The sequence below is a fragment of the Methylobacterium sp. CM6244 genome (assembly GCF_054817885.1).
Map to the genome: position 1 here is coordinate 4615306 of NZ_CM139247.1, position 24286 is coordinate 4639591.

The following is a 24286-nucleotide window of genomic DNA, read 5'->3' on the forward strand; positions in this document are numbered from 1 at the left end:
GCGCCCACGAGATGTGCTCAGAATCGCGCTTCAGCGAGAGGTGTTTCCACTCGGTCGACTGAAAGCGCGTACGACTGAGACGTGCCCATTCCAATTACAGGGCTTCACACTTCTCGGCTCGACTACCGTCGACCTCGAACAATGCTCCGTCAGGCGACGGATGCGGTGTCGCTTCCGTCCCCGATCGCCTGCTGACTCGGCGGCGGCTCCAGTTCCGGCCCGCTGCCATCCTTGAGGTTCACGCCGGTGATTCCGCGCACGAACGCCTCGCGCAGAAGCCAGTCGAGTTTGAACGCCGCGAGCTCATGGGAGAGCCCGGCGGGGCGGACGTTCGAGATGCAGTTGCGCTCGGCATCCGAACGGCCGACGCGAGGGGCCAGAGTCAGATAGATCCCGAGACTGTCGGGCGAGGACAGGCCCGGCCGCTCGCCGATGAGGACGGCGACGGCGCGAGCCTTCAGCGCCGCGCCGATCCCGTCGCCGAGGGCGACGCGCCCCTGCGTCGCCACCACGATGGGAGCCAGCGTCCACCCGGCCTTGTCGATATGCGGCTTGAAGGCGGCGAGGAAGCCGGCCGCACCCTCGTGCACTGCCCTGGCTGACAGGCCGTCCGCCACGACGATGGCGAGGTCCGCTGGCTCGGTGGGCCGCTCAGCGAGGGTCTTCGCACTCTCCTCGCCGAGCGTACGGCCGAGGTCGGGGCGACGCAGATAGGTGGCGCGATCCGGCGCCGCCGAGGCGAGGGTCAGGGTGGGATAGCCGAGTGCCTCGATCCCGGAGGCGACCTCGGCGGCATCCATTGGCGTGTGGACGGCATCCCGCGCCTGGGCATGGGCGAGGCCGAAGCGCAGCACCTCGATGGTGGGCATGCCGGTGCCGGCGCGCCCGAGGCCGATCCGCGCCGGCGTCAGGCGGCTCAATCTGGCCCAGGGATCCTCGGAGGTGTCCTCGGCGCTCATGCGGCAATCCCCTTCTGGGCGGACAGGCCGGGAGCCGCCGCGATGAGGCGGGCGCTCGGTCCCTCGGGCAGGAGTGCGCCCTCCGCATCGGTCAGGCCGATCTGTTCGAGCCAAGCCTCGAATTCCGGCGCGCGTTTCAGGCCGAGCACCTCGCGCACGTAGAGTGAATCGTGGAACGAGGTGGATTGGTAGTTGAGCATCACGTCGTCAGCACCGGGAATGCCCATGACGAAGGTGCAGCCGGCCGCTCCCAGCAAGGTCAGGAGCGTGTCCATGTCGTTCTGGTCGGCTTCGGCATGGTTGGTGTAGCAAACGTCGCAGCCGAGCGGCAGGCCCATGAGCTTGCCGCAGAAATGGTCCTCCAGTCCGGCCCGGATGATCTCCCGGCCGTCATAGAGATATTCCGGCCCGATGAAGCCGACCACCGTGTTGACGAGGAGCGGCCGGAACGGACGCGCGACGGCGTAGGCCCGTGCCTCTAGGGTCTGCTGATCAATGCCGTGATGGGCATTGGCCGAGAGCGCCGAGCCCTGCCCAGTCTCGAAATACATGCAGTTGTCACCCACCGTGCCGCGTTTCAGGGCAAGCGCCGCATCGTGCGCCTCCTTCAGGATGGGAAGCGTAACGCCGAAACTGGCATTGGCCTTCTGCGTGCCCGCGATCGACTGGAACACGAGATCCACCGGCAGGCCCCGGTTCATCGCCTCCAGCGTGGTGGTGACATGGGTGAGGATGCAGCCCTGCGTGGGGATCGCGAGGCGCTGGATCAGGTCGTCGAAGAGGTGGAGCAAGCCGCTCAGGGTGGAGACGGAATCGGAGGCCGGATTGAGGCCGATCACCGCATCGCCGCAGCCATAGGACAGCCCGTCGACGATGGCGGCGGTGATGCCGGCGGCATCGTCGGTGGGGTGATTGGGCTGAAGACGGACGGAGAGCCGGCCGGGCAATCCGATTGTGTTGCGGAACTTCGTCACCACCCGGCATTTGCGCGCCACCAGGATCAGGTCCTGATGACGCATGATCTTCGAGACGGCGGCGGCGATCTCCGGCGTGATGCCGGGCGAGATCCGGGTCAGCGTCTCGGAGGACGCCTTGATCAGGAACTCGCGGAAATCGCCGACGGTGAGATGGGCGATCTCCCTGAAGGCCACCGCATCGTGCGTATCAAGGATGAGGCGAGTGACGTCGTCCTCCTCGTAGGGAATGAGGGGTTTGGCCAGGATCTCCGACAGCGGCACCTCGGACAGGCACCAGCGGGCGGCCATCCCCTCCTCCGCCGATTCCGCCGCGATGCCGGCGAGCCGGTCGCCCGAGCGCAGCGGCGTCGCTTTCGCCATCAGGGCCGCGAGATCGGCGAAGATATGGGTTTTGGGGCCGACGATGTGGCGATAGGTCATTGTTTAACGCTCCTGCATCGTCGTCGCGAAAATCGAGCCACCCGGCAGAATCGTTATTCCACCTCTCGCCTTGAGCTGAAAAGACCGAGCTCCCGAAAGATCTGCGCCTCGAGGACGGCGCGAAGGACGACGCCGATCACGCCGAATAGCAGGACCAGGGTTCCACTGAGGATCACGGGTGGGTCCGTCCGCCCGTTCGTTGAGATGATTAGAGCGCCCAGGATGAGTGCGACCGCCACAAGCGGGATCGCCGCGCGGAATCCGATGTAGAAGATGGTCCAGACCTGACCGACCGTCGCGCGAAACGCGTCCCTGGCCGTGACCTCCAGACCTTCAATCGCGAGGGGCGGGCCCACGGCGAAGAGGCGGCACGTGACCCAGATGCTGACGATAACGATCGCGGGAAGGATCAGAAGTCCGAGTGCCGACTGGAGATAGGCTACGCCCCATGCCCACGGGATGCCGAGCAGATACCAGCCGAGGTGATAGGCGAGGAGATCCTTGCGCCGTATCGCCTCTCCGAGCAGGGCCCACATGCTCTGCGACCGCAGGCCCAAGGCATGGCGATAGATCGCCATCGTGTAGGAAACGATCAGGATGGTGACGCCGATGTCGAGCAGAACGTTCGACAGCGACCCGGTCGCGTTCCCCGAGCCGCCCATGCGATTCGAGAGGAGCAACTGGACGATCAGGACAAAGGTTACAAAAGCCGTCTCGCGCCAGAGTGATCCGAATGCCCGGAACGCTGCGCGGTAGGCCGCGGATGCGGAGCCGCGCACCTGTAGAGGAGCTGCCATCGTGCCTCGTTCCGTGATGCCGTCTGCATCGCAAGAGGCGAGCTATAGCTGGCCAGACCAGCTTTGGATTGAAAAAGCGAAGGTGATCCCCTTCATTTTGAGATCAGTCATGGAGGATGTGCAATCCGAGAACCGGCGGGTCGGTTCGGGCCTACCCCATCACCGTGGACGACGGGTACGAAACCGCGCCAGCATCGGTCGGACCCGGATCACAGGATACCGTCATCCTGTGATCCTTTCGTTCAGGCCGCTCCCGCATGCGGCGCGGGCAATTCCGTCGAGATCGCGTCGACCGTGCGCTGGGGCGGGCTGCCGAGGCCGTCGGAGCGCGCGATACGGATTTGCTGGTTGACCGGCTGCATGTTGCCGTAGGGCGTCGAGAAGGCGATCTCGGCCGCATCCCGGCCGACGCCGATGCGGACGAGACCGTCAAGATCGGCTTGGCGCGTGGCGTCGAACAGCCACCAGCGGCCGTCGAGATAGGCCTCGAACACAGCGTGGAAATCGCTCGGCACGAGCCCGTGGGCGTAGCAGCTCACAAAACGGGCGGGGATGCCCAATGCCCGGCAGAAGGCCGTCCCGATATGCGCGAAATCGCGGCACACGCCGGCGCGCTTGAGCAGGCTCTCGTCGGCGGTCGTCTCGCCGTCGCTGGTGCCGGGCTGGTAGGTGAGATGATCGTGAATCCAGTTGCAGATCGCGTTGACACGCTGGTGCCCCTTGGGCATCGCCCCGAACTCCGCCTGCGCGAAGGGCGTCAGCCGGTCGGACGAGACGAAGCGGCTGGGCAGCAGGAACGGCAGGATGTCGAGGGGAAGCTGCGAGATCGGCGTTTCGTTGATCGTGGCCGGATCGGCCCGATGGACGGTGAGCTCGACCTCGGCGTTGTATTCCAGCGAGAACTGGCCGGCGGGGACGTTCACCCCGAGATAGCGGTTCTGCAGATCGGGCGAGATGTAGATTTCCCGCTTCAGGTCGGGCTTGAGAATCAGCGTCTCACTGAGAATCTCAAGGCTCTTCAGTCGAGCGACCTCGATATTGAAGATAAACGTCGTGTCCGACAGTATGTTATAAGACAGACTGCAGCCGAGCATGTAGCGCATGGAAGCTCCTTCCTCCGTTTCGGAAGACCGTGCAAGGATTACGCCCGCCGCAGCTGCAAGGATCCTGTTGCTAAGGCCGGCTTGCGCTTCCCGGCCCCGCTGCAAAACCAATCTTTTGTCCGAGGATGCGGCCACCGTTCAGCCTGGAGGCCGCATCACGGCTCGGTCTGGATACCTTCGAAGCAGTGCTTCAGCTACCGGATGATGTTCGTCTTGGCGAGATCGAGAACCGAATCCCCGCGGCCGCTCATCACCGCACGCAGCACGTAAAGGCTGAAGCCCTTGACCTGCTGTCCGTCGATCTTCGGTGGGATCGAGAGTTCCTGGCGGTTGACCACCACGTCGAGTACGGCCGGCCCGTCATGGGCGAGCACGTCCTGAATCGCGCCCTCCAGTTCGGCCGGATCTTCTACCCGCACCGCATGGAGACCCACCGCCCGGGCCATCGCGGCGAAATCGGGGTTCTCGAGCGCGACGCCGGTTTCGAGATAGCCTGCGGCCTTCATCTCCATTTCGACGAAGCCGAGGGAGCCGTTGTTGTAGATCACGATCTTCAGCGGCAGCTTCTCCTGCCGCAGTGTCAGGAGATCGCCCATCAGCATCGAGAAACCGCCATCGCCCGACAAGGAAACGACCTGCCGGCCAGGAGAGGCCGCCTGTGCGCCGATGCCCTGCGCCATGGCGTTGGCCATGGAGCCATGCACCCACGATCCGAGAAGCCGGCGCTTGCCATTCATCTTCAGATAGCGCGCCGCCCAGATCGTCGGCGTACCGACATCGGCCGTGAAGATCGTGTCATCCGCCGCCGCTTCGCTTACGAGCTTGGTCAGATATTGCGGATGGATCGGGGCTTTGGCCGATTTCAGGCCGAACCAGCCCTTGGTCGGCGCGCCGGTGGCGAGATCGTCGAGGTCCTCGCGCGCCTTGGCGTAGTGTTTCAGGCTGGCATCGAGCCAGGTGCGGTCGGACTTGACGCCGAGCTTCGGCAGGAGCGCCGTGATCGTATCCCGTACGTCGCCGACGAGACCGAGATCGAGCTTCGTCCGCCGGCCGAGCTGGTTCGACCGTAGATCGACCTGCGCCACCTTGGCATTCGCGGGATAGAATTGCTTGTAGGGAAAGTCGGTGCCCAGCATCAGCAGCGTGTCGCAGTCGCGCATCGCCGCATAGCCGGACGAGAACCCGATGAGGCCGGTCATTCCGACATCGTAGGGATTGTCGTATTCCACGAATTCCTTGCCACCGAGGGCATGGACGATGGGGCTCTTGAGAGCTTCGGCGAGCTGCAGCAATTCGGCATGGGCGCCGGCGCATCCCCGGCCGCAGAGCAGTGTGATCTTTGACGAGCCGTCGAGGAGATCGGCCAGTGCGTTGAGCTCGGCTTCGGCGGGACGGATCGTCGGCTTCGCCGGCAGGAGGCCGGCATTGGGGGCAATGGCGCGGGCCGGCGCATCCTTCAACGCGACGTCGCCGGGAATGATCACCACGGCGACACCACGCTCGCCCACCGCGGCACGGATGGCATTCTCCAGGACGAACGGGAGCTGGGACGGATCGGAGACGAGCTCGCAATAGTGGCTGCACTGGGCGAACAAGGCCTTCGGGTCTGTCTCCTGGAAGTAGCCGGATCCGATCTCTGCCGAGGGGATATGTGCGGCGATGGCCAGGACGGGAGTCCGGGTTCGATGGCAATCGAACAGGCCGTTGATGAGATGGACATGGCCTGGCCCGCAGGAGCCCGCACAGACCGCCAACTCCCCGGTGATCTGACTTTCCGCGCCGGCCGCGAAGGCGCCGACCTCTTCGTGGCGCATATGCACCCAGTCGATGACGCCCCTCGCCCGGATCGACTCGGTCATGGCGTTGAGGCTGTCGCCGACGACACCGTAGATCCGTCGTACCCCCACCTGCTGGAGGGTTTCGACGACGAGATCCGCGACGGTATCGATCTTCATGGTTCGCGCTCCTGCTTCAGAACCCGAACGATGCTGCGCCGCACACGTTCCCGAGGTCCATTGAGTGTCACTCACGCGTGTCATTCCGCGATATCGCTGACCCGAGGCGCGATCACGGCGAAGAGATCCCCGAGGGTCGCGAGGCTCGCGGCCTGAAGCGAATTCGCGGGCACCACCTGACCGTCGGGGCCGGGCAAGGCGCGGGTCGCGGTGGTGGAAGCCACGACCGTCGGGCTGAATCCCAGGTTGAAAGCGCCGCGCGCCGTGGAGTTGATGCACATATGCGTCATGAAACCGGCGAGCAGAACCGATTTCATACCCGTCGCTTCGAGGTGCTTCTGCAGATCCGTACCGACGAAGGAATTAGGATAGTTCTTGACGATGACCCTCTCGCCGTCTCGTGGCGAGACCTCGTCACTGATCCTGCCGATCGGGGCGGAGATATCGTAGGGCGAGCCGGGCCCGGCATCGTGCTGGATGTGAAAGATCGGGATGCCGGCCTCCCGGGCGCGATCGAGGAGTTCGCCTGCCGCGCGGATGGCGGGCTCCACCTCTTCCAGGCGCATGATGCCTTCGCGATAGGTGTTCTGCAGATCGATCATCACCAGGGCGGAGGATCGAAGCCGGGCCGGCACCGGGCTCAGGCCGGAGACGTCGCGCAGGGTCTTGAGGTCTGTCATGGCTGGCTTCCGGTCTGCAATCGCAACGGCGGGGTTTGGGGTGAGGAGACCTCATTCGGGGACCGCGTCAATCCCGTCCTTGGCTAGCAGGAACGGTACGCCCTCGCGAAAGCTCCCCGGTCACCCTTTCTCAATCACGAAATCGCGCGCGCAAGGTCCCTCGTACGGTAGGGAGGTGCAGGCGGCGAAAATGTCAGAATTTGTTCAGCGATCGGGTGTCTTGATGCAGCACGCCCCGCGGTGAAGCTTTAATCCCGAGGGGACGCGATCCGGAGTTTGTGTCATGAAGCATGTCAAGACTTATGGCCTCCTTGCCGCCGTCATTGGTGGCCTGACGATGTCTGCCGCCACAACTACCACAGCCGAGGCTGCCGGCGGGTGCGGTTACGGCTATTACCCCTCCGCGTTCGGGTGCAAGGCCACATCCCGCGCGTTCGGCTACTACGCGCCCCGCCCCGTGCCGGTTTATGGCTATGGTTACGGATATCGCCCGTATTACCGGCCCTATTACCGTCCTTACGCCTATGCTCCTCGGCCCTACGCTTACGCACCCCGCCCCTACGTGCGGTTCGGCTTCTGAGAATGACGAAGGGTGCTCCCGGCCGACCCGGAAGCACCCCCTCGTTCGATGGTAGCGAGGCGGGCGACGATAGGCCTGGATCGCATGAGACCCAGGCCTGATCCGCCCTCAGTGACGTCAGCGGGTCGGCGCGCTGGTACCTTTGCCCGATGCTCCCGGAGACGACCCCGAACCGGCATCATTGGCGCCCGTGCTGTTCGACGTGCCTGAGCGGCTCTTGTCTCCCGTGGAGGGGCCGCTCCCGGCGGCTCCCGGCGATGAACCGGCTCCCGCATCGTTCGGCCCGGTGTTGTTCATCGTGCCGGACTTCGTGGTTCCGGAGCCACCTTCCGCAGCGAGGGCGGGCGATCCGAGGAGCAATGCCCCGGCGAGGGCAAGCGTCAAAGCTTTCATGCGTTTCTCCCTGAGTCTGGCGCGGTGCACGCCGAAGGAAACGCAAAATTCAGCTGTGACGTTCCGGCACAGGCGGCAATGACGATCCGGCAGGCCGAGCCTGTCGTCGAGGGCATCGGGTGAGACGATCTGGATCGATGTCTGTGCCGAGAGTCCTTCGAGGTCTGCTTAGCTTGTCGACTGGCGGAGTTCAGACCGACCCTGACGCCTTCCATCTCGCAACGTAGGCGATTGCCTCATCTCTTTACTCCGCTCTACTATCGCTGTGCCGGCCATGCGGTGATGCGATTTGAGTCGGCGATGAGGTCGCCGATGTTCGTGGACGAGGGTTGGAAGCCGCCGCGAGAACCGGCTTGGGAGCCGCCTTCACGCAAGCCCCCGATGACCAAGGCACAAGAGCGGGCGGTCGTCTGGATCGTCGGACTGAATGTGGTGCTGCTCTTCGTTGCACCAGTGGGCGGGGCGAGCGTGATCCACGCCCTGATCGCGCTGTTCGGGCGGTCTTAGCCTCAAGGATGAGACGACCAGGATCCCGATCGTTGCTGCCCTGGCGTCACTGTCTACCGTGATCTTCCGAGGGTCTCGCGGATGTGATCCGAACTCCTGCCCCGACTGTTTGTGGCGACCTGTCGTGCTGGATCGCTGATGCTCTTCAGCCCACAGCCACGCAGCGCGGCAAACTTTATTGCTCGCTCACCCCTAACGCGGTCATTCAGTCCTGACCAATGCAACAGAATGCCAGCGTCGCGGTCACCGTCACACGAGACTGGCTGCACCGTACGACATGTTTCACGGAATGGCGTTCAAGGCCCGATCTGGCGGAGCTTACTCTGGCCCTCGCGTGATGGCGGAGAGATGGCGACCCCGGTTGGGGCGCCAAAATCGAGATGGATCAATCGCTTACTGGATTGTTGGACCCCAGATCACTCCACGGGATTGCAAGAGATTTCGACGAACCGTCCAACCGACTTAGGTCGGATCGGGCGCCTGAGATCGACGGCCGGGCTATCGTCTACGTCGCCTATAAACTGTTGGGCCTTTTTCAGAGCGGTCCAGGCTTTCGTAGCCGGTCGGATATCGGCGACGCTCTCGCCCTCGCCGTTCCGGTCATTGCGGGCTCGGTGCGCCTGCGTTTCTCACGGATGCCGCTGAAGCACCTCCATGCGATGGAGCGTAAGGGGCTCCGCGACGCGCCCGGCGAGAGTGGCCGTCACCTGTCGCTGAAGGAAGCCGCCGTCCTCTGGATGAAAAGCCAAGTGGCTCGTGACGCACGCACCGAAGTGTCCTGCTTCGCGGGCCGCGCCGATGCCTACAGCGAGCAGCACGGCTGGGCTGTCGAATGCGGCGACACCAGAGTCACGAAGCTTGCCAGCTTCATCCATTCCACAGCTCAGCGGTTCACGCTGATCCCCTATCAGCGTCTCGGCACCATCGGTCGATCTGAACTGTCGCGCCGTCGCCCGATCGCGGTGGATTTCGTGGCTGGCCCTACGGCCCGCCGCGACCTCAACTCCTATCGTTTCGCCATGACGGACGGTCTTGTCGGCACGGCCGACGCGAGGAGGCGGCCCGTTGGCTACCTCTCCGCCTGCGCTCTCGCGGGAGGGCGCTCACATGCCGGCGTACCGCGCTGATCGGCGCTCAGATCTCGAACGGCTTGCGGACGACATGCGAGCCTTGCCAGCCTCGAAGAAACTGGTCGGACTCGTCGCCTGCTGGCAGCACGGTCTCATGCTGCCTCGCGGGTGGCTGCGGGTGCTCATGTTCGTCCTACGATCGCCGGAACGGCGCTACGCCATGGCGCTCGAACTCTACGCGCGCGAGCCGGCCGCTATCCTCGACCTGTGGGATCAGGCCATCCTGCATATGCTCACCGGCCACGACCGCGAGGAAGCGTCATCCGTCGGCGGCTTCAGTCAGCGCGAGATGGACATCCTGGTCGGCGCTCTCGGCCTAGCGCCGGCTCAAGGCTCCCTCCCCTCCACCCTCACCGGAGCACGTTGAGCCATGGGCTTCAACACAGTCGCCGTCCTCTACAACGACTTCACGCATGAGCTTGAGAAGGACGGGCGCTACGGCAAGCGCATCGCTGAGGCCATGCAAGCCCACGGCTTGCTGAACCGCGGATATGACCACCGCCTAAACTTCGGCGCCGGCGCGGTCATTTCCCAGGCGCACGCTGACAATTCGCAGGTGGTGATCGTCGCGCGCAACTCTGGCGTCCGCGCCCAGGATGCGAACGATCTTGATTGGCATGCGCTCGCCCAGATGAGTGAGTGCCTGGAGCGCCACGGCTACAAGGTGAAGAAGCCGAGCCGGAAGAAGCCCACGCCCCCCACCGGAGGGCTTTGAGATGCATCGCCCCCTCTCTCTCCTCCTCGCCACAGGCTTGGGCCTGAGCCTTCCCGCCAACATTGGGGGGATGTGAAGATGGCTGAGCGCACCTTAACCGCCGACGACATCGAGCGTGCCAACCGTTTCAGTATTGGCGACCGAGTGACGATCAATTCCGATAGCGAGAAGGAATGGATCTCCGACTGGGCGAGGACGGAAGCCGTCGTCGTGGCCGTCGCAGTCAAGTGGAACCCGTTCACCGAGCACAAGACCTTCGACATCACGATCATTCACGATGGGGGTCAGATTACAGACGGCTTTGAGCCTGAGGACTTCTCCCCCCTCCCCGCCGCTCAGGGAGGACGCTGAGCCATGGCTGACCGAGATTTCCATTTTGGCTTTGGCCTCGCCCTATCCGTGCTGTCCGGCAGACGCGGAATGCCGTCCCTCGCTGCCGAGATTGCTCATGCGGCAGGCGTCACATGGGATGATCTCATCGCGTCCGGGCTTGATCCAGAAACGGACCTTGCGGCCCTAGCGCGCGAAATGAAGCCGTCCCTCGCCCTCCCCGCCTCCGCAATTGAGGGAGGGACGGAGCCGTGAAGATCCACTGGGGCACGCCGAAGAACTCCACCGAGGTCCGTTCATGGACGGGCGTCTTGACCAGCAACTCCAAGCCGCCCGAGCACTGCTACGTCACGCACGAGGCGGTTCGGCAGTACGGCATCAGCCTCGGGCACAATTGGTTCTTCGGGTTCATCCTGATCGGTGAAACGCGAAGCTACCGATCACCGGAGAAGCCTCGGGTCGGGATCGCGAAATCCTGGGACAGCGAGGCAGACATCGAGCGCGCTGTTTTGGCCTCCCCCTCCCCGGCGCAGGCCTCGGGCTCGCGAAAGACGGAGACTGACCATGGGTGAGAAGAGAAAAATCTACGTGCCTATAACTGGTTTGCCAGTACACGGGGCGGGATGGGGTCTACGATCTTGGACATCACCTGTCCGGATGGACAGCCAATGGACATTTGGTTTCGCCGTGATCAGGTCGAGGACCTCCAAAAGCGGGTTCTGAAAGACGTCCAGACCGATATTCCAGACGCTACCAGCGTGGTTTTGATCAACTGGATTTGGCTTGATCCCTCGCCCTTGCCCCCGGCCGCCTCCCCGCTACCCTAGCCTCATGGACACCCCCACCGACCTCCGCGCCACAGCCGCCCGCCTCGCCACGATGACGGAGAGGGGCGCCTACATCCCAAAGGATCAGGTTGGGGTGTATGCTGAGGCGCTGAAGGCCCTGGCCGAGAAGATGGAGAGGGAAAAGGCCAAATGAGCGAACCAGAGATGGTGATGGACGTCGGCCACTTCTACGATGGCGGTAATGCGCTTTGGGCCGCTGTTCGAAGGCTAGCTGGAAACGGCGAGTGCGCCGATAGACTGATCTCCATGAGACATAAAGCTCAGCTAAATCCAATTTCTTAAGTGAAATTAAAGCTTGGTGACCTCATCGATAAAACGCGTGACTGATCGCTCCATTTGTAGCTTTCCTCGGCAACTTGCAATATAATCTAATCCAGCATCTGAAACCTCATTTGCGAACGCGTTATCATTACACAAGCGATATATTGTCTCTGATAATTCGTCGAGCGTATTACTCAAGGCCGGATAAGGCATTGTTAGATCCTCTGCTAAGTCACCCCATATTAAGCCTGCGACGGGAACACCGGCAGATAAAGCCTCGTGCTGCGCAAGGCCGAATCCGGCCCAAGGAGGCAATGGGCTGACATAACAGGAGCAAAGCTGCTGCAGCTGGTTCTTGGCATCATGATCTAGGAAGCCGCCGACCGTATCCTGGCCGTACATTACGATGTTAACTGATCTTTGTTTTGCTAGCTCAATGATTTGATCGGTTAGCGCCAAGTCATATCGATCTCGCGTACTTGGCCGAGACTTCATGGTCCATGCACGGTTAGGCATCCATTGATACCTTTTGTTGGCCTCGTAGGAGGGAGCAATTACCCACGATGGCTTATGCATCAGAGCTGGGTGATGGGTTCTCTGTAAAGCTAATACTTTTCGCGATAAGGTTATGATTCCGTCGACCTGATCAATCAGTCTCGGAGGAATTAGTCCGAAACGGCCATTGTGAATTATCCAAATGTGAGCTGCGTGGGAGAAACGCTTCCTAGCTTCTTCGAGTTGCAAAGGGGTCGTCACTAGGACAGCTGCAACAGCGTCGTCCTTGCCGTCCCAAATCGGAACTTGGAGAAGATTTGCCTCCGTTAGCCCTTCATGATCGCCCAGCTTAGCTGCCTTCAACGTCCATCCGGTTGCGGAAGCCCAGTTATTTAAAAGAGTCGGTGACTGCAGTGCTGCGACGACGTGCGGAGAGCTCGTACGGGTCGCGGGTACGGCCGGTCGCCGTAAAAGCGGCCTATCAATGCCGGAGCGTCGAGACAAAGGTGATCCAGGATTGAAATCTAATTTAGATAGGTAATTAGCGAGATCAATTTCGAACGATCTGACGTGATCAGTCCCGCTATCGTTTAACTGAAATACCACGAAAACTTCGTTTGCAAAGGCAAGCTGAGCGCGGCCGAGATTGGCGGCAAGCAGCTTAATCGGCACCTGTTCGATCATGCCTTTATGGCAGACGATTTGTCGAATTGACTGAATATCGTCTAGCTCGGAGAAGCCAATTAGCTCTGGTCGATGCTCTTTGAGGCTGTCGGGACCGGCCGTCGCAAAAAGAAGAGAAAGATCCCCGTCTAAATACGATAGGAGGGCTAGCCAGTAGCGATCCAGCAACATCTATCTGTTCCTTCTGACCTTATGTTCGTCATATCGTCCGGCGGCATGGCCTTCGCCCGCCTCGCGGTCAGCGCCGATTCTTGCGTACCGCTGGCGTGAAGGCCACACTTCCGTTCCGGCAGATAAGCAACCTTCGTTTGGGACGCGGCGGCGGAGGATTTCAAACCCCCATATCCGTGGGGCGAATTTTTTGCATCTATCCCCCCCTCCGACTTTCGCTCGGCCACCGCGCTGCCTCCAGGCGAGTCACTCGCGACTGATGAAGCGAACGAGGTTGGGGCTCTTCTTCTGGCCCTCGTGCGCGCGGACCGAAATAAGCGGGGCATGGTCTCCAACATCAATTTCATCAATTTTTTCATGAACGTGCTGGTCGAGGCAGACGGGGCTTAGGACACATCAGAACGGCGTGCCCTCCACATGAAAGCGAATTACAGTCTACTCCTGGGTCAGTGTTTTCGCTCATGTCTCCACATGTGGCATCCCAGAACTGGCAGCGCGGATCGGTCTTATTCCGGCCCGCGCAAAGCCCTGAGAAGGAACTTACGGAACTGCGGGACCGCGATCGACCAACGGTCGAGCCCCGTCGGCTGGTTTTCGAGCCAGACCACGTGGTTGTGGCCCCTGAGGAGGGACAGCCTAACGAAGTTGAAGCGCTGCTTGTAGGTCCCGTCGCGGATCGGCATCAACTCGATGACCTTCGTTCCTGGCTTCGCGAAAACGATGTGCGACAGACCCGCCCCGTGCGGTCCCATGATAATACGGGCGTTCCTTGCAATCGCGATCTGATGCCAAAGTGGCAGCGCAGAAAATTCAAGAACCGTGAAATCGTGCGCGGCTACTTCCCTCTCGATTTCCGACTCATTGACGAGTGGACGCCGGGTTGCATCGCGGCGAGTGATATATACGCGCTCCGGCAAATGCGCCCCTTGCTCTCGCGCTATCGCATCCGCTCGTTCGCCCAACGGTTCGAACACGGCCGGCAGGTGCAGGTCTCCCGCGTCCAAGGGAAGGACTGGTGGGGGGACGAGAAGTCGCTCGACGAAGACCGTCTCGGTTAAGCCAACAGCGACGTGCCGTAGTCCTAACAAATCGAGCGTTTCGGACTCGAAGGGACGATGACCATTGAGTAGTATACTAAACTGCTTGTTTGATAGGATCCCGCTCGGGACAATCCAAGCGAAGCGTGGAAGATGATCGATTAACCAGTGATAGAGTCCGCGGCTCATCCGATTTGCAGCGAACGCCAGTGGGAGGGTTTTCACTGTTTTACGATCTGTTACATCGACAGAATCGCTCCGAGAATAGATGATTTGTCCTTTCTGATTCCAAATCTGTCCCCTCGGGCTGGTAAATACGTCTCTATACTCGAGGATGGTCGACGGGATCGCCCTTTCGGTTGCCCGTTTGAAGGAGGAAATCTCCCTGCGCAGACCTGCTGGGTGATGAAGTGCAGATCCGGGTGACGGAGAAATACGGACCGTTCCCCACGTGTCTCGCACCGATGGCGGATCGAAACCGTACTCGGAGGCGAGTGGTTTGATGACAGACCCCCCACGGCTCGCGACCCTCATCGCGGATCGCACGCCTCTCTTGAGGTCCCTGTCTTCAACACCCTTCGAATAGAGGGCAGCAAGCCGCAGGAAGAGGTTGTCTTTCCGAATCGCTCCGTCCAATGCGAGGATCCTCGCTGCCGTATCGGGGAAATGCCCAATACCGAGGATCCTGACAGCCGCAAACTTAATCACATTGGGGAGCTTGCTATCGATAATGCGGGACGCGATCTCTTCGCACAGATCGGTCCGCTCCAGCCGAACGGCCGCCTGAAGTCGCAAAAGAAGCAGCTTCGGATGTGCGACGCAGATATCGAGATCTGACGTTCGGTCGATGACCGGTTGCCAGCGGTCGCTCTGTGTGTCGTCGCGGCAAAGGCCAATGATTTTCCGGATCTGAGCCGACGATCTTTCAGGATGTTCAAGATCGCTCATCGGTCGCCCATTCGTGTGCAGGTCGCTCTTGCATAACGGCACGAAGATCGCCGTCAGTGGTCGTTCCTCGCACAGGCCTGACAGGTTTGCGAATGGTGCCTACGGATTTTCCTTTCACCCGGCATCGGCCCCGCGACTATTGCATGCATGACACGTCCGCCGAGGCAGAGGGCTTCGAATCTGGATTAAAGGCTTCAAGCTTATGTCCTTGAAATTGTTTAAAGCCGTTCCCAGGCAAACTTGAGATGCACCGATTTATGGGCTGACAAGCTGCTTGCGAAAATCGGCCACGAAGGGCGGTCGGTTAGCCCTTCGCCTCATGTGGCATCTCAGACATAGCGACCGGGCTCGCCCTCCCCTATCCCGTGGCGATGTCAGTTTCGCCCGCATTCAAGATCGAACCCGGTAGCCCGCAGGCATGGCGTGAAGCCTTCCTCAGCATGAAGCCGAGCGTCGTGCCTTGCTCTGGGCTGACGCCTACCACTTGGCCGGCTGTTCACGCTGCGTCCCTCGATTTCCTCGACAAGCATGCTGACGAGGCCGGGCGCCTCGGCTGAGCAGCCGGATCGGCCGCATTGCGAGGTTGGTCGGGCTGTTCGAGCCCACGAGGGTGATGTGACCACCCGGGAACTGCTTGTGCGACAGGGTTGCGCCGGCGTCTGTCGCCTTCGCTTCCCCGAAGAGGTCGCGCAACACCTTTGTGTCGCGGATCATCGGCGCCAGCCGATCCTTCGAGAAGGTCTCGGCCGCGTCGTCCTTCGGCTGGACGACCAGGATGGGGCACGGGTCGACGTGGATGAACCGTCCGAGGATATTCTCGATCACGGTCGTCTTGAGCAGCTGGGTACACGCCATCAGCGTGATCTTGCTGACGCCGGGCTCGGTCGCCGAGAGCATCGGGCCGCGGGCCACCTCGACGCGCGAGGTGATGAAGCGGCCGCCGTTCGACGATTCCTTGCTGAGCTTGCGGTAACGCTCGGCCCACTGGACCACATCCAGTTGCGGAGCCGGCCGCGTGCCGGCGCGCCAGGATCGGAGCAGGCTACTCAGATCGAGGTAGGGTCGTTTCCGGCTCTCCGAGTTGCTCAAGGTGCTGTTTGACATGCGCGGTCAGGACCGTGGTGAGCGTGCGCGCATCAATCCCCAACTCGTCGGCCATGATCGTCGCGATACGCGATGGCCACGCCTCCCAGGCATCGCGCTGATCGCGAGCGATCTCGAAGACGAACCGCTCGGCTGCTTCCCGATTGACCAAGCTGGACTGCTTGACCTCGTAGTCCTGCTTCCGCTGGAGCCCGAGGAAGTTCTCCTTGCGCCGAACCGCCTCTTGAAGGTCGAGGTTCGGATCGTCCGGGTCGAAGTCAAGCGGCCCGTCCTCGACGTCCGATACCGCAGGCGCTGGCGGCGGAATATCTGCGGCAACCCTCGGCGGTCGGCTCGGGCTGTTCTTGCGAGGCGTACCCGGCCGGGTGTTACTGGTGTTACCGGGTGCCGCGCGGATTGGGCGGTGGGTAACACCTCCACGATAGGTGGCAGGGCGCTGATCTAGGTTCCATTCCGACGCCTCGACGTCGATCAAACCCACATCAGAAACTACCAGTAAGCCTTTCTGTTTCCAGCCAGTTACCGCTTTACGGGTTACCCCGCGTCGGCGCGCAAAGTCGGCTTGGCTAAGAAATTTCGGCCCGCTCGCATCGCTCATCGCGGCTGTTACCTGTTACCGCGTTACCGGGTTTTCAGACCCTGGCGCTAGGAACATCGGGGGCCCCGACCACCCGTATAGACTTGGACACCCCAGGGTCCCTGCCGCCTAGGACGGGCGTCCCATCGGGTGGCGGGGTGGCGGGCCGCGCCAGCAATATGATGTGAAGAAAACCAGTCCATATTCTGGACTATGTTGTTGACGTCATCCATATAATGGACTATGTTTTATTCATCGGCAGCGAGGCGGTGATGGGCAAGCTCTACCAGTTCGGCAAGGTCATCATCACCGTCTACGCGGACGACCACCTTCCCCCTCACTTCCACGTTCGCACGCCGGACGGTGAAGCCCTGGTGGAGATTGCCACCCTCTCGATCCTGAAGGGCTCTCTGCCCGCCAGCACCCGCAAGCCCGCCCTGGAATGGGCCGAAGAGAACCAGACGGTCATCGCGGCCGAATGGAACCGCATCAACCCTCGTTTCCCCATCGCCTGAGGAGGCGCACCATGGACACTGATATCCCTCGCATCCAGAGCGTCAGCGTTACGGGCCCGGCCTCCCTACGGGTGGCATGGGACGCGGCGCCTGATGACGTTGTGGACCTTTCCGGATGGGTCGGTGCGGGCAGCGCCGCCATTGCCCCGCTGCGTGATGCGGCTGTGTTCCAGACCGCGCGGGTCTCGGAGTATCGGGACGCTGTCGAGTGGGGCGATCCCGATGGCGATCTTGCCATCGATGCAGAGCACCTGCGCCGCATCGCGGATGAGCAGCGCCCCTTTCAAACCCAGGACTTAGCGGAATGGCAGAACGCCGCCAGCGTCTCGAACAACGAGGCGGCTGATTTTCTTGGCGTCGCCCTCAGCACCTTCAACGCCTACAAGGCGGGGGCCGCCATTCCGCGTTCGGTACAGATGATCTGTCGCGCGTCCCTACGCGACCCGGTCATCCTTCATGCCCATTATCGACCAAGGGTCTCTGGCCGGCCCCGCCGAGTTCTTAGGGTAGATTGATGGTTGCGGCGCTCGGCGTGGACCTAGGACGGCGGGGAGGATGCGGCGCGCTCAGTCGCCACCACCACACGAGCCGCCGTCACTTGACGACGAACCACTGTCGGATGGCGAGCAGTCGGCAGAGCGGGCGACATGACCGTGGGCGTCTGAGATGCCGAGGGGCCAGGGGTAGCCGCCACCTATGCCGGCCGAGTCGTTCTCGAAGCGGGCGCGTCGGGCGCGATCCCCCACCTCACGCTTGCGCTTATGTCTGTCCTTGCAGCATTGGGTTAACATGCCCAACATGCGACAACGAGAAAATGTAGGGTCAATTTCTATACTTAAGTACCACACGTTGATCGTGGCATTATTGCCACGCAACGGTATAAATTCAGCATCAGGAACGCGCTCGCCCTACGAATTTCCGGTACTCACTCCTGACGACTGAATAGAGTACGGCGGATGCGTTCTAGGAACGTGCGGGAATTTGTGGCAATCCTCGAATGCTGTGATCAGGCGGTGATTCGCTACATACAGTAGGTAAACAGGCGCGAAAGACTGTAAGCCTCGCTGCTTTCAAAGGGGGGATGAAAATATGGCGACAGTGATTTCTTATATCGCGACCGACGCCAGGACGTTTAATCTATACGAATTTATTGACGAGAATCCGATCTTCTCGGCACAGACATCAACAAGCTATAAAATTGCTTTCGGCGAGAGCCAGCAATCCGTCGTAACTGGCGTGGGCTTTGAGTTCGATCCCACCTTTGGCTATCCCACTGCAGGTACCACTACAGCTGCATCGACTTATGTGGGAAGCAAAATCGCGGCCAAACTCACCGGCTTAAGCATATCGACCGAGCAGGCGAACCAGTACATTGCCTCCAACAATCCTGCTGCCGTCAACAAGGATTTGTTTAAGGGCGCCGATACAATTGTTGGGTCAAAGTTCAACGACTATCTCGATGGCTTCGGTGGCAATGACTCCATCACGGGCGGCCTGGGGCGTGATTCTTTGAAGGGCGGAACCGGCGCCGATACGTTCATTTTCAAGACCCTGACCGATAGCACCGTGTCTAGCACAGGGCGGGACACGATCCTTGATTTCCGTCAGAGCCAGGGCGACAAAATTAATCTCAAATCGATCGATGCGATGTCTGGTTCTACAGCCAATGAAGCTTTCCAATTCATAGGCGGTGACGGCTTCACCAAGCATGCTGGCGAGCTGCGCTCTGTAGTATCAGGCAGCAATACGATTGTAAGCGGCGACGTGGATGGGAACGGCAAGGCCGATTTTTCCATCCTGGTTAAGGGCATTGCGGAACTTCATGTAGGCGACTTCGTCCTTTAGGACGGGGGTGGCTCCTATAAAACTTACGAGCTGTCCTTGCGATCTTTAGCAGGGACAACTTCGCAAAGCTTGGCGCGCTCCCGGACAGCGCTGCGCCACAACGAGAAGTGATTGGAGCGGAGGACACAAGCCGCCATCTGGTCCCATCGCGAGCTTTGCGAGGGGCTGGGCCACCAACTCATCCTTCGACCCGTCGCCGGGGAGTACAAGGGGCGTCGTCCTTCCCCAGATATGTCTCTGGGATTTTTCGTGTCAAGCGCGCTCGACCTGTTCAGGGGTAAGTTCCACAGGTGTTATGCGCCCGAATATTGAAACGGCGACTTTCAACATGCCTCGGATGTCGTCAATCGCTTCAACGGTGCCATTGAAGCTCGCGAACGGCCCGCCACTCACCCGCACCGATTCCCCTTCCACGAACCCGTTGGCCGGATCGAACAATGGTGCCGAGCCGATGACCGTATCGGCGAATGCACGCATCTCCGCCTCGCGGATCGTCGCCAGCGCGAGACGAGCCTGTCCATCATCATCGACATCACCGGTGCGGGCGTAGCGGTCGACCAGCCAAGGGAACGACTCGCCCGGCACGGGCACACAGTCACCGACTTCCGCCTGGGCATAGTCGAACGCCCGCACCGCCCGGTCCTGCTCCGGATCGCCAGACCGGCCGAAGCGTTGTCCCGGCACGCGCTGCATCAGCCATGGGTATTCGTGGGCGAGGTCGGCAAGCTTATCCCGGTCTTCCAGCCCGACGAAGATCATGCCAGGCAGGATCGGCACCTTTAGCCGTTGGGCCCGACCCTGAATGACGCGCACGATCTCGTCCTGAGGACGCATAAACGGAATGCCGGCCTCCTCGAGCTTCCGCCGCAGTTCGGCTTCCCGCCCGACGCAAGCAACAGCGATCGTCCACTTGTAGCCCTCTGGCAGCGCGTGGTCCGCCCGACGTTCGGCGGCGCGCCGCTCGGCCTCTTCCCTCAGCTCTCGAATGTGCCGCTCGCGAGGTGTCTCCTTCGGCTTAGCCTTGCTGGCCTCATCTCGACGGGCCCGGCTCTCTCGCACGATCTCACCACGGCGCATGAACGCCTTGTGCGCGGCCTCGCCGGCCTGCTTCAGCCTCTGGCGCTGCTTCTTGGTCAGGCGGTTGCTCATAGGGGATGTTCCTCAATACGCTACGCGAGGATGGTCTGGTGGCTCAGGCAACAGCCCGAGCCACTGCGATAGCTTTGGCTTGGTAGGGGTTCAGCGCCTGGCCGGCACCGATGACGGTGACGACGTTCTCACCCGTAGGAGAGAGGATGAAGGCCGCTCTGCCGGGGATGTGCCGCCCGTCGTGGGCATCCAAGGCATCGCGCAGGTCGTCCAGCATCAGCCGGCGCCAGGATTCGATGTCGACCCCATGAACGCGCTCCATCCAGCGGAGGAGAGCGTGGTCGGTGATGTGAGGAGATGGCAGCATTACGCCTCCTCCTCTTCATGGACAGGATCGCCGTAGAGATATGCCGTCAGCATGGGGGTGACGGTGAGCTTGGTCTCACCGCCGAAGATCAGGCTCCCGTCCTCATCCATCGTGTTGATGGTGAAGAGGCCGGTACGGATCAGCATGACTGTGGCGTCCAGGGCTTCGCCGCCGCATTGCTCCTCCGATTGACCGAGGAACCGATGCAGGTGCGAGCCGAGGGCATACGGGCAGATCGGACCCGTGAGGTGCGCTGCGTAGGCGACGGCTTGGCCGAACAAGGCCGCGCGCCACTCGGGCGAACCAGGATAGATGCGCGGCGGCTTGGATGTCGTGAAGACCGCGCTCATGACAGCGCCAGCTCTACTGCGAGGCGCCCGATGCCCTTCGGCGTGATGCGGACCTGTGTGCGAACCCGGTCATGGCCGTCATCATGCGGGATGGTCGCAAGCTTGTGCTTCATGAGAAGCGACGAGAGCTTCGGCTGATACGCGCTCCACTCCTTCGATCCAGGGCGCCGGTAGATCCACCCCTTGGCGATAAGGTGGTTCGTGAGATCGATCGGCCGAACCTGCAGGGTCTTAGCGGCGTCGCGGATGCAGAGGGAGCCATCCGCCTCGGCGATTCGGGCGTAGGCATCCACGATCGGCGCCTGTTCGGCTACCTTGCCCTGTAGAGCCAGCACCTTCTCCGTATTGGCGAGCAGCAGGTTGCGCAGGGCGGCCGGGTCGTTAAGCATCGCCATTGGGTCAACGACCGGCCGGGTCCGCAGCCCCGCCTCCATGGCATTGAAACGCTCGATGTACGCCTCTTTGAAAACTGCGGCGGCCGCGCCGGTAAAGCCCATCACTAGGAAGGCGAAACCGTCCTTCGTCATCTCGACGTGTGAGGTGCTCTCGCCCTTTAAGTCGTTGATTTTAATGGGCTGAAAATTCAGCCGCCGGAAGCCGTCGCTGCATTCCAGGTTAGAGATGGCCTGGAGGACGTTCTTGTGCTGCTTGCGGAAGTAGGCCGACACGTCTCGGCTGTCCGCGCGTACCTCGCCGTCCATCACGCGGACGATCGGTTGACGGTCAGCGCCGCCGCTCTGCATATCGCTCTCGGTCATCTCGAAACCCTCAGTTTCGTGGTGGTCGCTGGTCCCTCGCGGAAACGAGGGGTCGGAGAAGGCGGCGGGACTTACTCACTGGTCCGACGAGGTCCCGTCGCCGATAAAGGTCGGTATTCTTTGCTTATACCATCACTAAACTACGGTTCTCCTAACAACGGGATTTATGGAGAAAGCTCTGCCGATGACGGCATAGATGTCATCGCCGCGATCCTGGCTTTCCTCTCAGCCTCAGCTGCCTGAAACCGCCGGATATATGCCATCTGCTCAATTCGGCCCGCAGCTGCGCTGGCTTCGCTCAGGTCCGCGTCCAGCTTCGCTCCAGCGTCGGCGATGACCTTGACAAGGTCAGCCGCAGCGGCGGCGCAGGCCTCGCGCTCCTCGTCCGTCGGCTCTGGCAGGGGTGCCGGCGCCGGCAGGGCACACAACACGACTTCGACGTCCCGGCGCTCGACGCGGAGCAAAGCCATGATGTCGTCGGCCGCGCCCCGGAACTCAGGCGGGGTCGGCGGGAAGCGGTAGTCCACCCCTTTGATCTTCTTCTGGTTCCAAGCCTTGCAGGTGCGGGAGACCACTTCGAGCGGCAGACCTTCCATCGCCTCGACGAAGTTCTCCAGCATCATGGCCGCGCTCTCATCGTCCAACGACTTGAGCTGCGAGAACCCGCCGAGGAAGACGTGCATCCGGTCGTCGATCTCGCGACGAGTGCCGGGGCGCAGCAACTGATGCATGTCAGTCCTGTATGGCTCCAGCCACGCCCGCTCCTCATCCGTAGGCGCGCCGTGCTGCGAGATCGAGTATCTGCCCGGGGCCGTCGCCGTAGCCGCCTCGCGCATCGCCGTCAGGCGATCCCGCTGTTCGCGGGTCAGAGGGACGAACGGTGCGATCCGTGTGACGCTCGGTAGCGTGGTCATGGGCGTCCTCCGATTGACGTGCTGCGCGTTTCTGGGCTGCTAAGTGGCCGAAGCCGTTGCCGCGTTCGGGGTATGACGATGCCCTCGACTGCGGTCCGGGGCCGGATTCTTCGATCGCCTTGTCCAGCCAGTCGTGGAGAGTGAGCGACCAGTCGGATTTCTTGGCGATCTTCCGGTGTGCGTTCGTCTGCGACCAGCGATGCATCCGGTTCCGGACGCTCTCGACAAACTCGGCACCCTTCCCGGCTCTCGCAGCCTTGGCGAAGTGAACCTCGTTCGGACGAAAATCATCCGGGCAGAGTTCGCCTTTCCGGCGAGGTTTGGCCTGGGAGACAGGACCCCCTTTAGGGGGTTCAGAGGGATGTGTAGTTTCTATAGGGGTCTGGGGACTTTCTTTGTCCGACCCAGCGTCTGAAACCGTCTTAGACGTCTGAATTAAGACGCTTTCAGACAGGTCAGACGCATCAAGACGCGCCTTCCGGTTCTGGTAGTAGCGCGCGTTGCGGTCCTGCCTCGCGGTGCGGCTCGGCTGTGCGGCAGCCGCCTGCGCTGCCTCAATCCGCTCAACGGCAGCCACTAGGGCATCGCCCGTCACGCCGGCGGCCATCAGTTCGCGAAGGGCGGTCGCAATGACGCTCATGGCCCCTACTCCGCAGCCGGGAGGAAGGTGCGGAGCTTGCGGAGTCGGTCGCTTGCCGTGACTAGGCCGATCATCCGAGATCACCAGGCGCAGGCTTGGCCTTTTTCGGCCTGGGACGCGGCAGGCGCACGAGGTCCGGCGCAGCCTTCCTCGCATCGTAGTGATGACGAGGCCGTGCGCGCAGATCGTCTGCTCTCTCAGCGGATCCGCAACAGCCAGTCCGGCTACGTCAACCTCGCCCCCGGGGCGCAGGACGCCGCCTTCCTCGCCCGGTTCCTTCGCCGGCGTGAGCTGAACGGCTTCTGCGTCGGCCTCGCTCGGCTGGATGAGATCGCTGGTGTCACGCCGCCGGCTGGCCGCGCCATCGAGATCACACCGGATTCGCTGGTGGACGCCCTCTGCCGGCTCGAGGCGGTCGAAGGTAATGGCGCGGCCCGCGCCGCCGTGGCTGCCGCCCATCTGCGGACCGCGACCGTCAATCCTCGCACGGCCTTCGCCAGCGTCAGCCTCTCCCCTGAGGACCGTCGCCTTGTCGCCGATGAGCTCCATGCCGTCGACGCTGGCCGCATCATCGTCAGCAAGTTCGACGGCGGCGCCGGCTACCGGCCGCGCCTCGCGCCAGCGCCGTAGCGCCTGCCCTCCCCTTCGACCCACCGTCTTCCCGCTCTCTCGCCCTGTGAGGCTGCCATGAGCACGTCGTTTCGCAATACCGACCCCACTCTGACCGCTGAGGATCTGGTCTTTCAGGTCGAGGCGACGGCCCGCGCCTCCCGCGCCCTGATGCAGGCGGTGGCCAAGCTGTCCTTCGAGGGCGCCACCGGCGCGGCCTTCGACAACGGCAACGGCCAGCGCGCGGTGGAGCGCCTCCGGGCAGCATTCGAGGGCGCTGTCGAGGACACGCGCACGGCCTTCGCCGAAGCGCTTGGTGGGCCCGGCGCTGCGAACGGCACGGTTGCCTCCCTGGTGGTCGCCCTTCGCAATCGCCTCAGCGAGAACGAGATGGCCGCATCCTGCCGGGCCCGCAACGCGGATCCCCTGGTGATCGCCGCTCACGCCCACGCCGCTGCCATCGCCGCCAGCCTCCCGCCCATGGCGCCGGACTATCAGCTCGGCTTCACCAACTGCGCGGGGGCTTGA

At 62.1% G+C, this 24286-nt stretch carries 29 protein-coding genes and 1 pseudogene; 13 read left to right on the forward strand and 17 right to left on the reverse strand.

The window, feature by feature from the left end; genetic code table 11:
- Positions 1 to 149 precede the first annotated feature (149 nt).
- The 6 genes from eutC to ACYQML_RS21660 all read right to left on the reverse strand — a co-directional run bounded on the left by eutC (position 150) and on the right by ACYQML_RS21660 (position 6891).
- The gene (gene eutC, locus ACYQML_RS21635) at positions 150 to 959 is read right to left on the reverse strand and encodes an ethanolamine ammonia-lyase subunit EutC (protein ID WP_461233995.1); all 810 of its coding nucleotides are present in this window, start codon (positions 957 to 959) and stop codon (positions 150 to 152) included.
- Entirely contained in the window at positions 956 to 2356 is a 1401-nt protein-coding gene (locus tag ACYQML_RS21640) for an ethanolamine ammonia-lyase subunit EutB (protein WP_461233996.1), read from the reverse strand. The genes eutC and ACYQML_RS21640 overlap by 4 nt, the downstream gene beginning before the upstream one ends.
- Before the next feature lie 53 nt (positions 2357 to 2409).
- Positions 2410 to 3153: a hypothetical protein gene (locus ACYQML_RS21645; protein ID WP_461233997.1), complete on the reverse strand. Its 744-nt coding sequence runs from the start codon at positions 3151 to 3153 to the stop codon at positions 2410 to 2412.
- Positions 3154 to 3395: 242 nt separating this feature from the next.
- Entirely contained in the window at positions 3396 to 4256 is an 861-nt protein-coding gene (locus ACYQML_RS21650) for a transglutaminase-like domain-containing protein (RefSeq protein WP_056433694.1), read from the reverse strand.
- 194 nt (positions 4257 to 4450) lie between these two features.
- Positions 4451 to 6211, reverse strand: a complete 1761-nt coding sequence (poxB, locus tag ACYQML_RS21655) for a ubiquinone-dependent pyruvate dehydrogenase (protein WP_311274013.1) — start codon at positions 6209 to 6211, stop codon at positions 4451 to 4453.
- An 80-nt stretch (positions 6212 to 6291) separates the two neighbouring features.
- On the reverse strand, positions 6292 to 6891 hold the full coding sequence (locus ACYQML_RS21660; RefSeq protein ID WP_311274014.1) for a cysteine hydrolase family protein: 600 nt from the start codon (positions 6889 to 6891) through the stop codon (positions 6292 to 6294).
- 283 nt (positions 6892 to 7174) lie between these two features.
- Here ACYQML_RS21660 and ACYQML_RS21665 point away from each other — a divergent pair, with 283 nt between their 5' ends.
- Positions 7175 to 7471, forward strand: coding sequence for a GCG_CRPN prefix-to-repeats domain-containing protein (locus ACYQML_RS21665; protein ID WP_311274015.1), 297 nt, complete (start codon positions 7175 to 7177; stop codon positions 7469 to 7471).
- 117 nt (positions 7472 to 7588) lie between these two features.
- On the opposite strand, the gene ACYQML_RS21670 is transcribed toward ACYQML_RS21665, so the two are convergent.
- Positions 7589 to 7864: a hypothetical protein gene (locus ACYQML_RS21670; protein WP_082470521.1), complete on the reverse strand. Its 276-nt coding sequence runs from the start codon at positions 7862 to 7864 to the stop codon at positions 7589 to 7591.
- Between the two features lie 381 nt (positions 7865 to 8245).
- Here ACYQML_RS21670 and ACYQML_RS21675 point away from each other — a divergent pair, with 381 nt between their 5' ends.
- The 7 genes from ACYQML_RS21675 to ACYQML_RS21705 all read left to right on the forward strand — a co-directional run bounded on the left by ACYQML_RS21675 (position 8246) and on the right by ACYQML_RS21705 (position 11527).
- Complete coding sequence (locus tag ACYQML_RS21675; RefSeq protein ID WP_280136576.1) at positions 8246 to 8371, forward strand: hypothetical protein; 126 nt, start codon at positions 8246 to 8248, stop codon at positions 8369 to 8371.
- Between the two features lie 524 nt (positions 8372 to 8895).
- Positions 8896 to 9498 carry a hypothetical protein gene (locus tag ACYQML_RS21680; protein ID WP_461233998.1) on the forward strand — a complete coding sequence of 201 codons (603 nt, stop codon included), beginning with the start codon at positions 8896 to 8898 and terminating at the stop codon, positions 9496 to 9498.
- 34 nt (positions 9499 to 9532) lie between these two features.
- Positions 9533 to 9868 carry a hypothetical protein gene (locus ACYQML_RS21685; RefSeq protein WP_461233999.1) on the forward strand — a complete coding sequence of 112 codons (336 nt, stop codon included), beginning with the start codon at positions 9533 to 9535 and terminating at the stop codon, positions 9866 to 9868.
- A gap of 3 nt (positions 9869 to 9871) precedes the next feature.
- Complete coding sequence (locus ACYQML_RS21690) at positions 9872 to 10216, forward strand: hypothetical protein (RefSeq protein ID WP_461234000.1); 345 nt, start codon at positions 9872 to 9874, stop codon at positions 10214 to 10216.
- 78 nt (positions 10217 to 10294) lie between these two features.
- Entirely contained in the window at positions 10295 to 10567 is a 273-nt protein-coding gene (locus ACYQML_RS21695) for a hypothetical protein (RefSeq protein ID WP_461234001.1), read from the forward strand.
- Between the two features lie 230 nt (positions 10568 to 10797).
- Positions 10798 to 11118: a hypothetical protein gene (locus tag ACYQML_RS21700; protein WP_461234002.1), complete on the forward strand. Its 321-nt coding sequence runs from the start codon at positions 10798 to 10800 to the stop codon at positions 11116 to 11118.
- 259 nt (positions 11119 to 11377) lie between these two features.
- Positions 11378 to 11527, forward strand: a complete 150-nt coding sequence (locus tag ACYQML_RS21705) for a hypothetical protein (RefSeq protein WP_461234003.1) — start codon at positions 11378 to 11380, stop codon at positions 11525 to 11527.
- A gap of 155 nt (positions 11528 to 11682) precedes the next feature.
- Here ACYQML_RS21705 and ACYQML_RS21710 read toward each other — a convergent pair whose 3' ends face one another.
- The 4 genes from ACYQML_RS21710 to ACYQML_RS21725 all read right to left on the reverse strand — a co-directional run bounded on the left by ACYQML_RS21710 (position 11683) and on the right by ACYQML_RS21725 (position 16692).
- Positions 11683 to 13005, reverse strand: coding sequence for a glycosyltransferase (locus tag ACYQML_RS21710; RefSeq protein ID WP_461234004.1), 1323 nt, complete (start codon positions 13003 to 13005; stop codon positions 11683 to 11685).
- 506 nt (positions 13006 to 13511) lie between these two features.
- On the reverse strand, positions 13512 to 14990 hold the full coding sequence (locus ACYQML_RS21715; protein ID WP_461234005.1) for a glycosyltransferase family 61 protein: 1479 nt from the start codon (positions 14988 to 14990) through the stop codon (positions 13512 to 13514).
- A gap of 477 nt (positions 14991 to 15467) precedes the next feature.
- A complete protein-coding gene (locus ACYQML_RS21720) occupies positions 15468 to 16079 on the reverse strand; it encodes a phage terminase large subunit family protein (protein ID WP_461234006.1) in 612 nt (203 codons plus the stop codon).
- Complete coding sequence (locus ACYQML_RS21725; RefSeq protein WP_461234007.1) at positions 16033 to 16692, reverse strand: hypothetical protein; 660 nt, start codon at positions 16690 to 16692, stop codon at positions 16033 to 16035. The genes ACYQML_RS21720 and ACYQML_RS21725 overlap by 47 nt, the downstream gene beginning before the upstream one ends.
- Positions 16693 to 16907: 215 nt before the next feature.
- Between ACYQML_RS21725 and ACYQML_RS21730 the strand changes: the two genes are divergently transcribed.
- The 3 genes from ACYQML_RS21730 to ACYQML_RS21740 all read left to right on the forward strand — a co-directional run bounded on the left by ACYQML_RS21730 (position 16908) and on the right by ACYQML_RS21740 (position 19031).
- Positions 16908 to 17186 (forward strand): DUF4160 domain-containing protein, encoded by a 279-nt coding sequence (locus tag ACYQML_RS21730; protein WP_461234008.1) that lies wholly within the window; start codon positions 16908 to 16910, stop codon positions 17184 to 17186.
- Positions 17187 to 17197: 11 nt separating this feature from the next.
- Entirely contained in the window at positions 17198 to 17701 is a 504-nt protein-coding gene (locus ACYQML_RS21735; protein ID WP_461234009.1) for a hypothetical protein, read from the forward strand.
- Between the two features lie 574 nt (positions 17702 to 18275).
- Positions 18276 to 19031, forward strand: coding sequence for a calcium-binding protein (locus ACYQML_RS21740; RefSeq protein ID WP_461234010.1), 756 nt, complete (start codon positions 18276 to 18278; stop codon positions 19029 to 19031).
- Between the two features lie 252 nt (positions 19032 to 19283).
- Here the strand turns inward: ACYQML_RS21740 and ACYQML_RS21745 are convergent.
- From ACYQML_RS21745 to ACYQML_RS21770, 6 genes and pseudogenes are all read right to left on the reverse strand, one after another.
- A pseudogene (locus ACYQML_RS21745) lies at positions 19284 to 19448 on the reverse strand (transcription termination/antitermination protein NusG); the annotation flags it as partial.
- Positions 19449 to 20223: 775 nt separating this feature from the next.
- Positions 20224 to 20487, reverse strand: a complete 264-nt coding sequence (locus ACYQML_RS21750) for a hypothetical protein (RefSeq protein WP_461234011.1) — start codon at positions 20485 to 20487, stop codon at positions 20224 to 20226.
- A complete protein-coding gene (locus ACYQML_RS21755; RefSeq protein WP_461234012.1) occupies positions 20487 to 20837 on the reverse strand; it encodes a hypothetical protein in 351 nt (116 codons plus the stop codon). The genes ACYQML_RS21750 and ACYQML_RS21755 overlap by 1 nt, the downstream gene beginning before the upstream one ends.
- Complete coding sequence (locus ACYQML_RS21760; RefSeq protein ID WP_461234014.1) at positions 20834 to 21595, reverse strand: Rha family transcriptional regulator; 762 nt, start codon at positions 21593 to 21595, stop codon at positions 20834 to 20836. The genes ACYQML_RS21755 and ACYQML_RS21760 overlap by 4 nt, the downstream gene beginning before the upstream one ends.
- A gap of 164 nt (positions 21596 to 21759) precedes the next feature.
- Positions 21760 to 22326, reverse strand: coding sequence for a hypothetical protein (locus ACYQML_RS21765; protein WP_461234016.1), 567 nt, complete (start codon positions 22324 to 22326; stop codon positions 21760 to 21762).
- 34 nt (positions 22327 to 22360) lie between these two features.
- On the reverse strand, positions 22361 to 23149 hold the full coding sequence (locus tag ACYQML_RS21770) for a hypothetical protein (RefSeq protein ID WP_461234017.1): 789 nt from the start codon (positions 23147 to 23149) through the stop codon (positions 22361 to 22363).
- Positions 23150 to 23323: 174 nt separating this feature from the next.
- Between ACYQML_RS21770 and ACYQML_RS21775 the strand changes: the two genes are divergently transcribed.
- Together ACYQML_RS21775 and ACYQML_RS21780 are read left to right on the forward strand one after the other, a co-directional pair.
- Positions 23324 to 23779: a hypothetical protein gene (locus tag ACYQML_RS21775; RefSeq protein ID WP_461234018.1), complete on the forward strand. Its 456-nt coding sequence runs from the start codon at positions 23324 to 23326 to the stop codon at positions 23777 to 23779.
- Positions 23780 to 23836: 57 nt separating this feature from the next.
- Entirely contained in the window at positions 23837 to 24286 is a 450-nt protein-coding gene (locus tag ACYQML_RS21780) for a hypothetical protein (protein ID WP_461234019.1), read from the forward strand.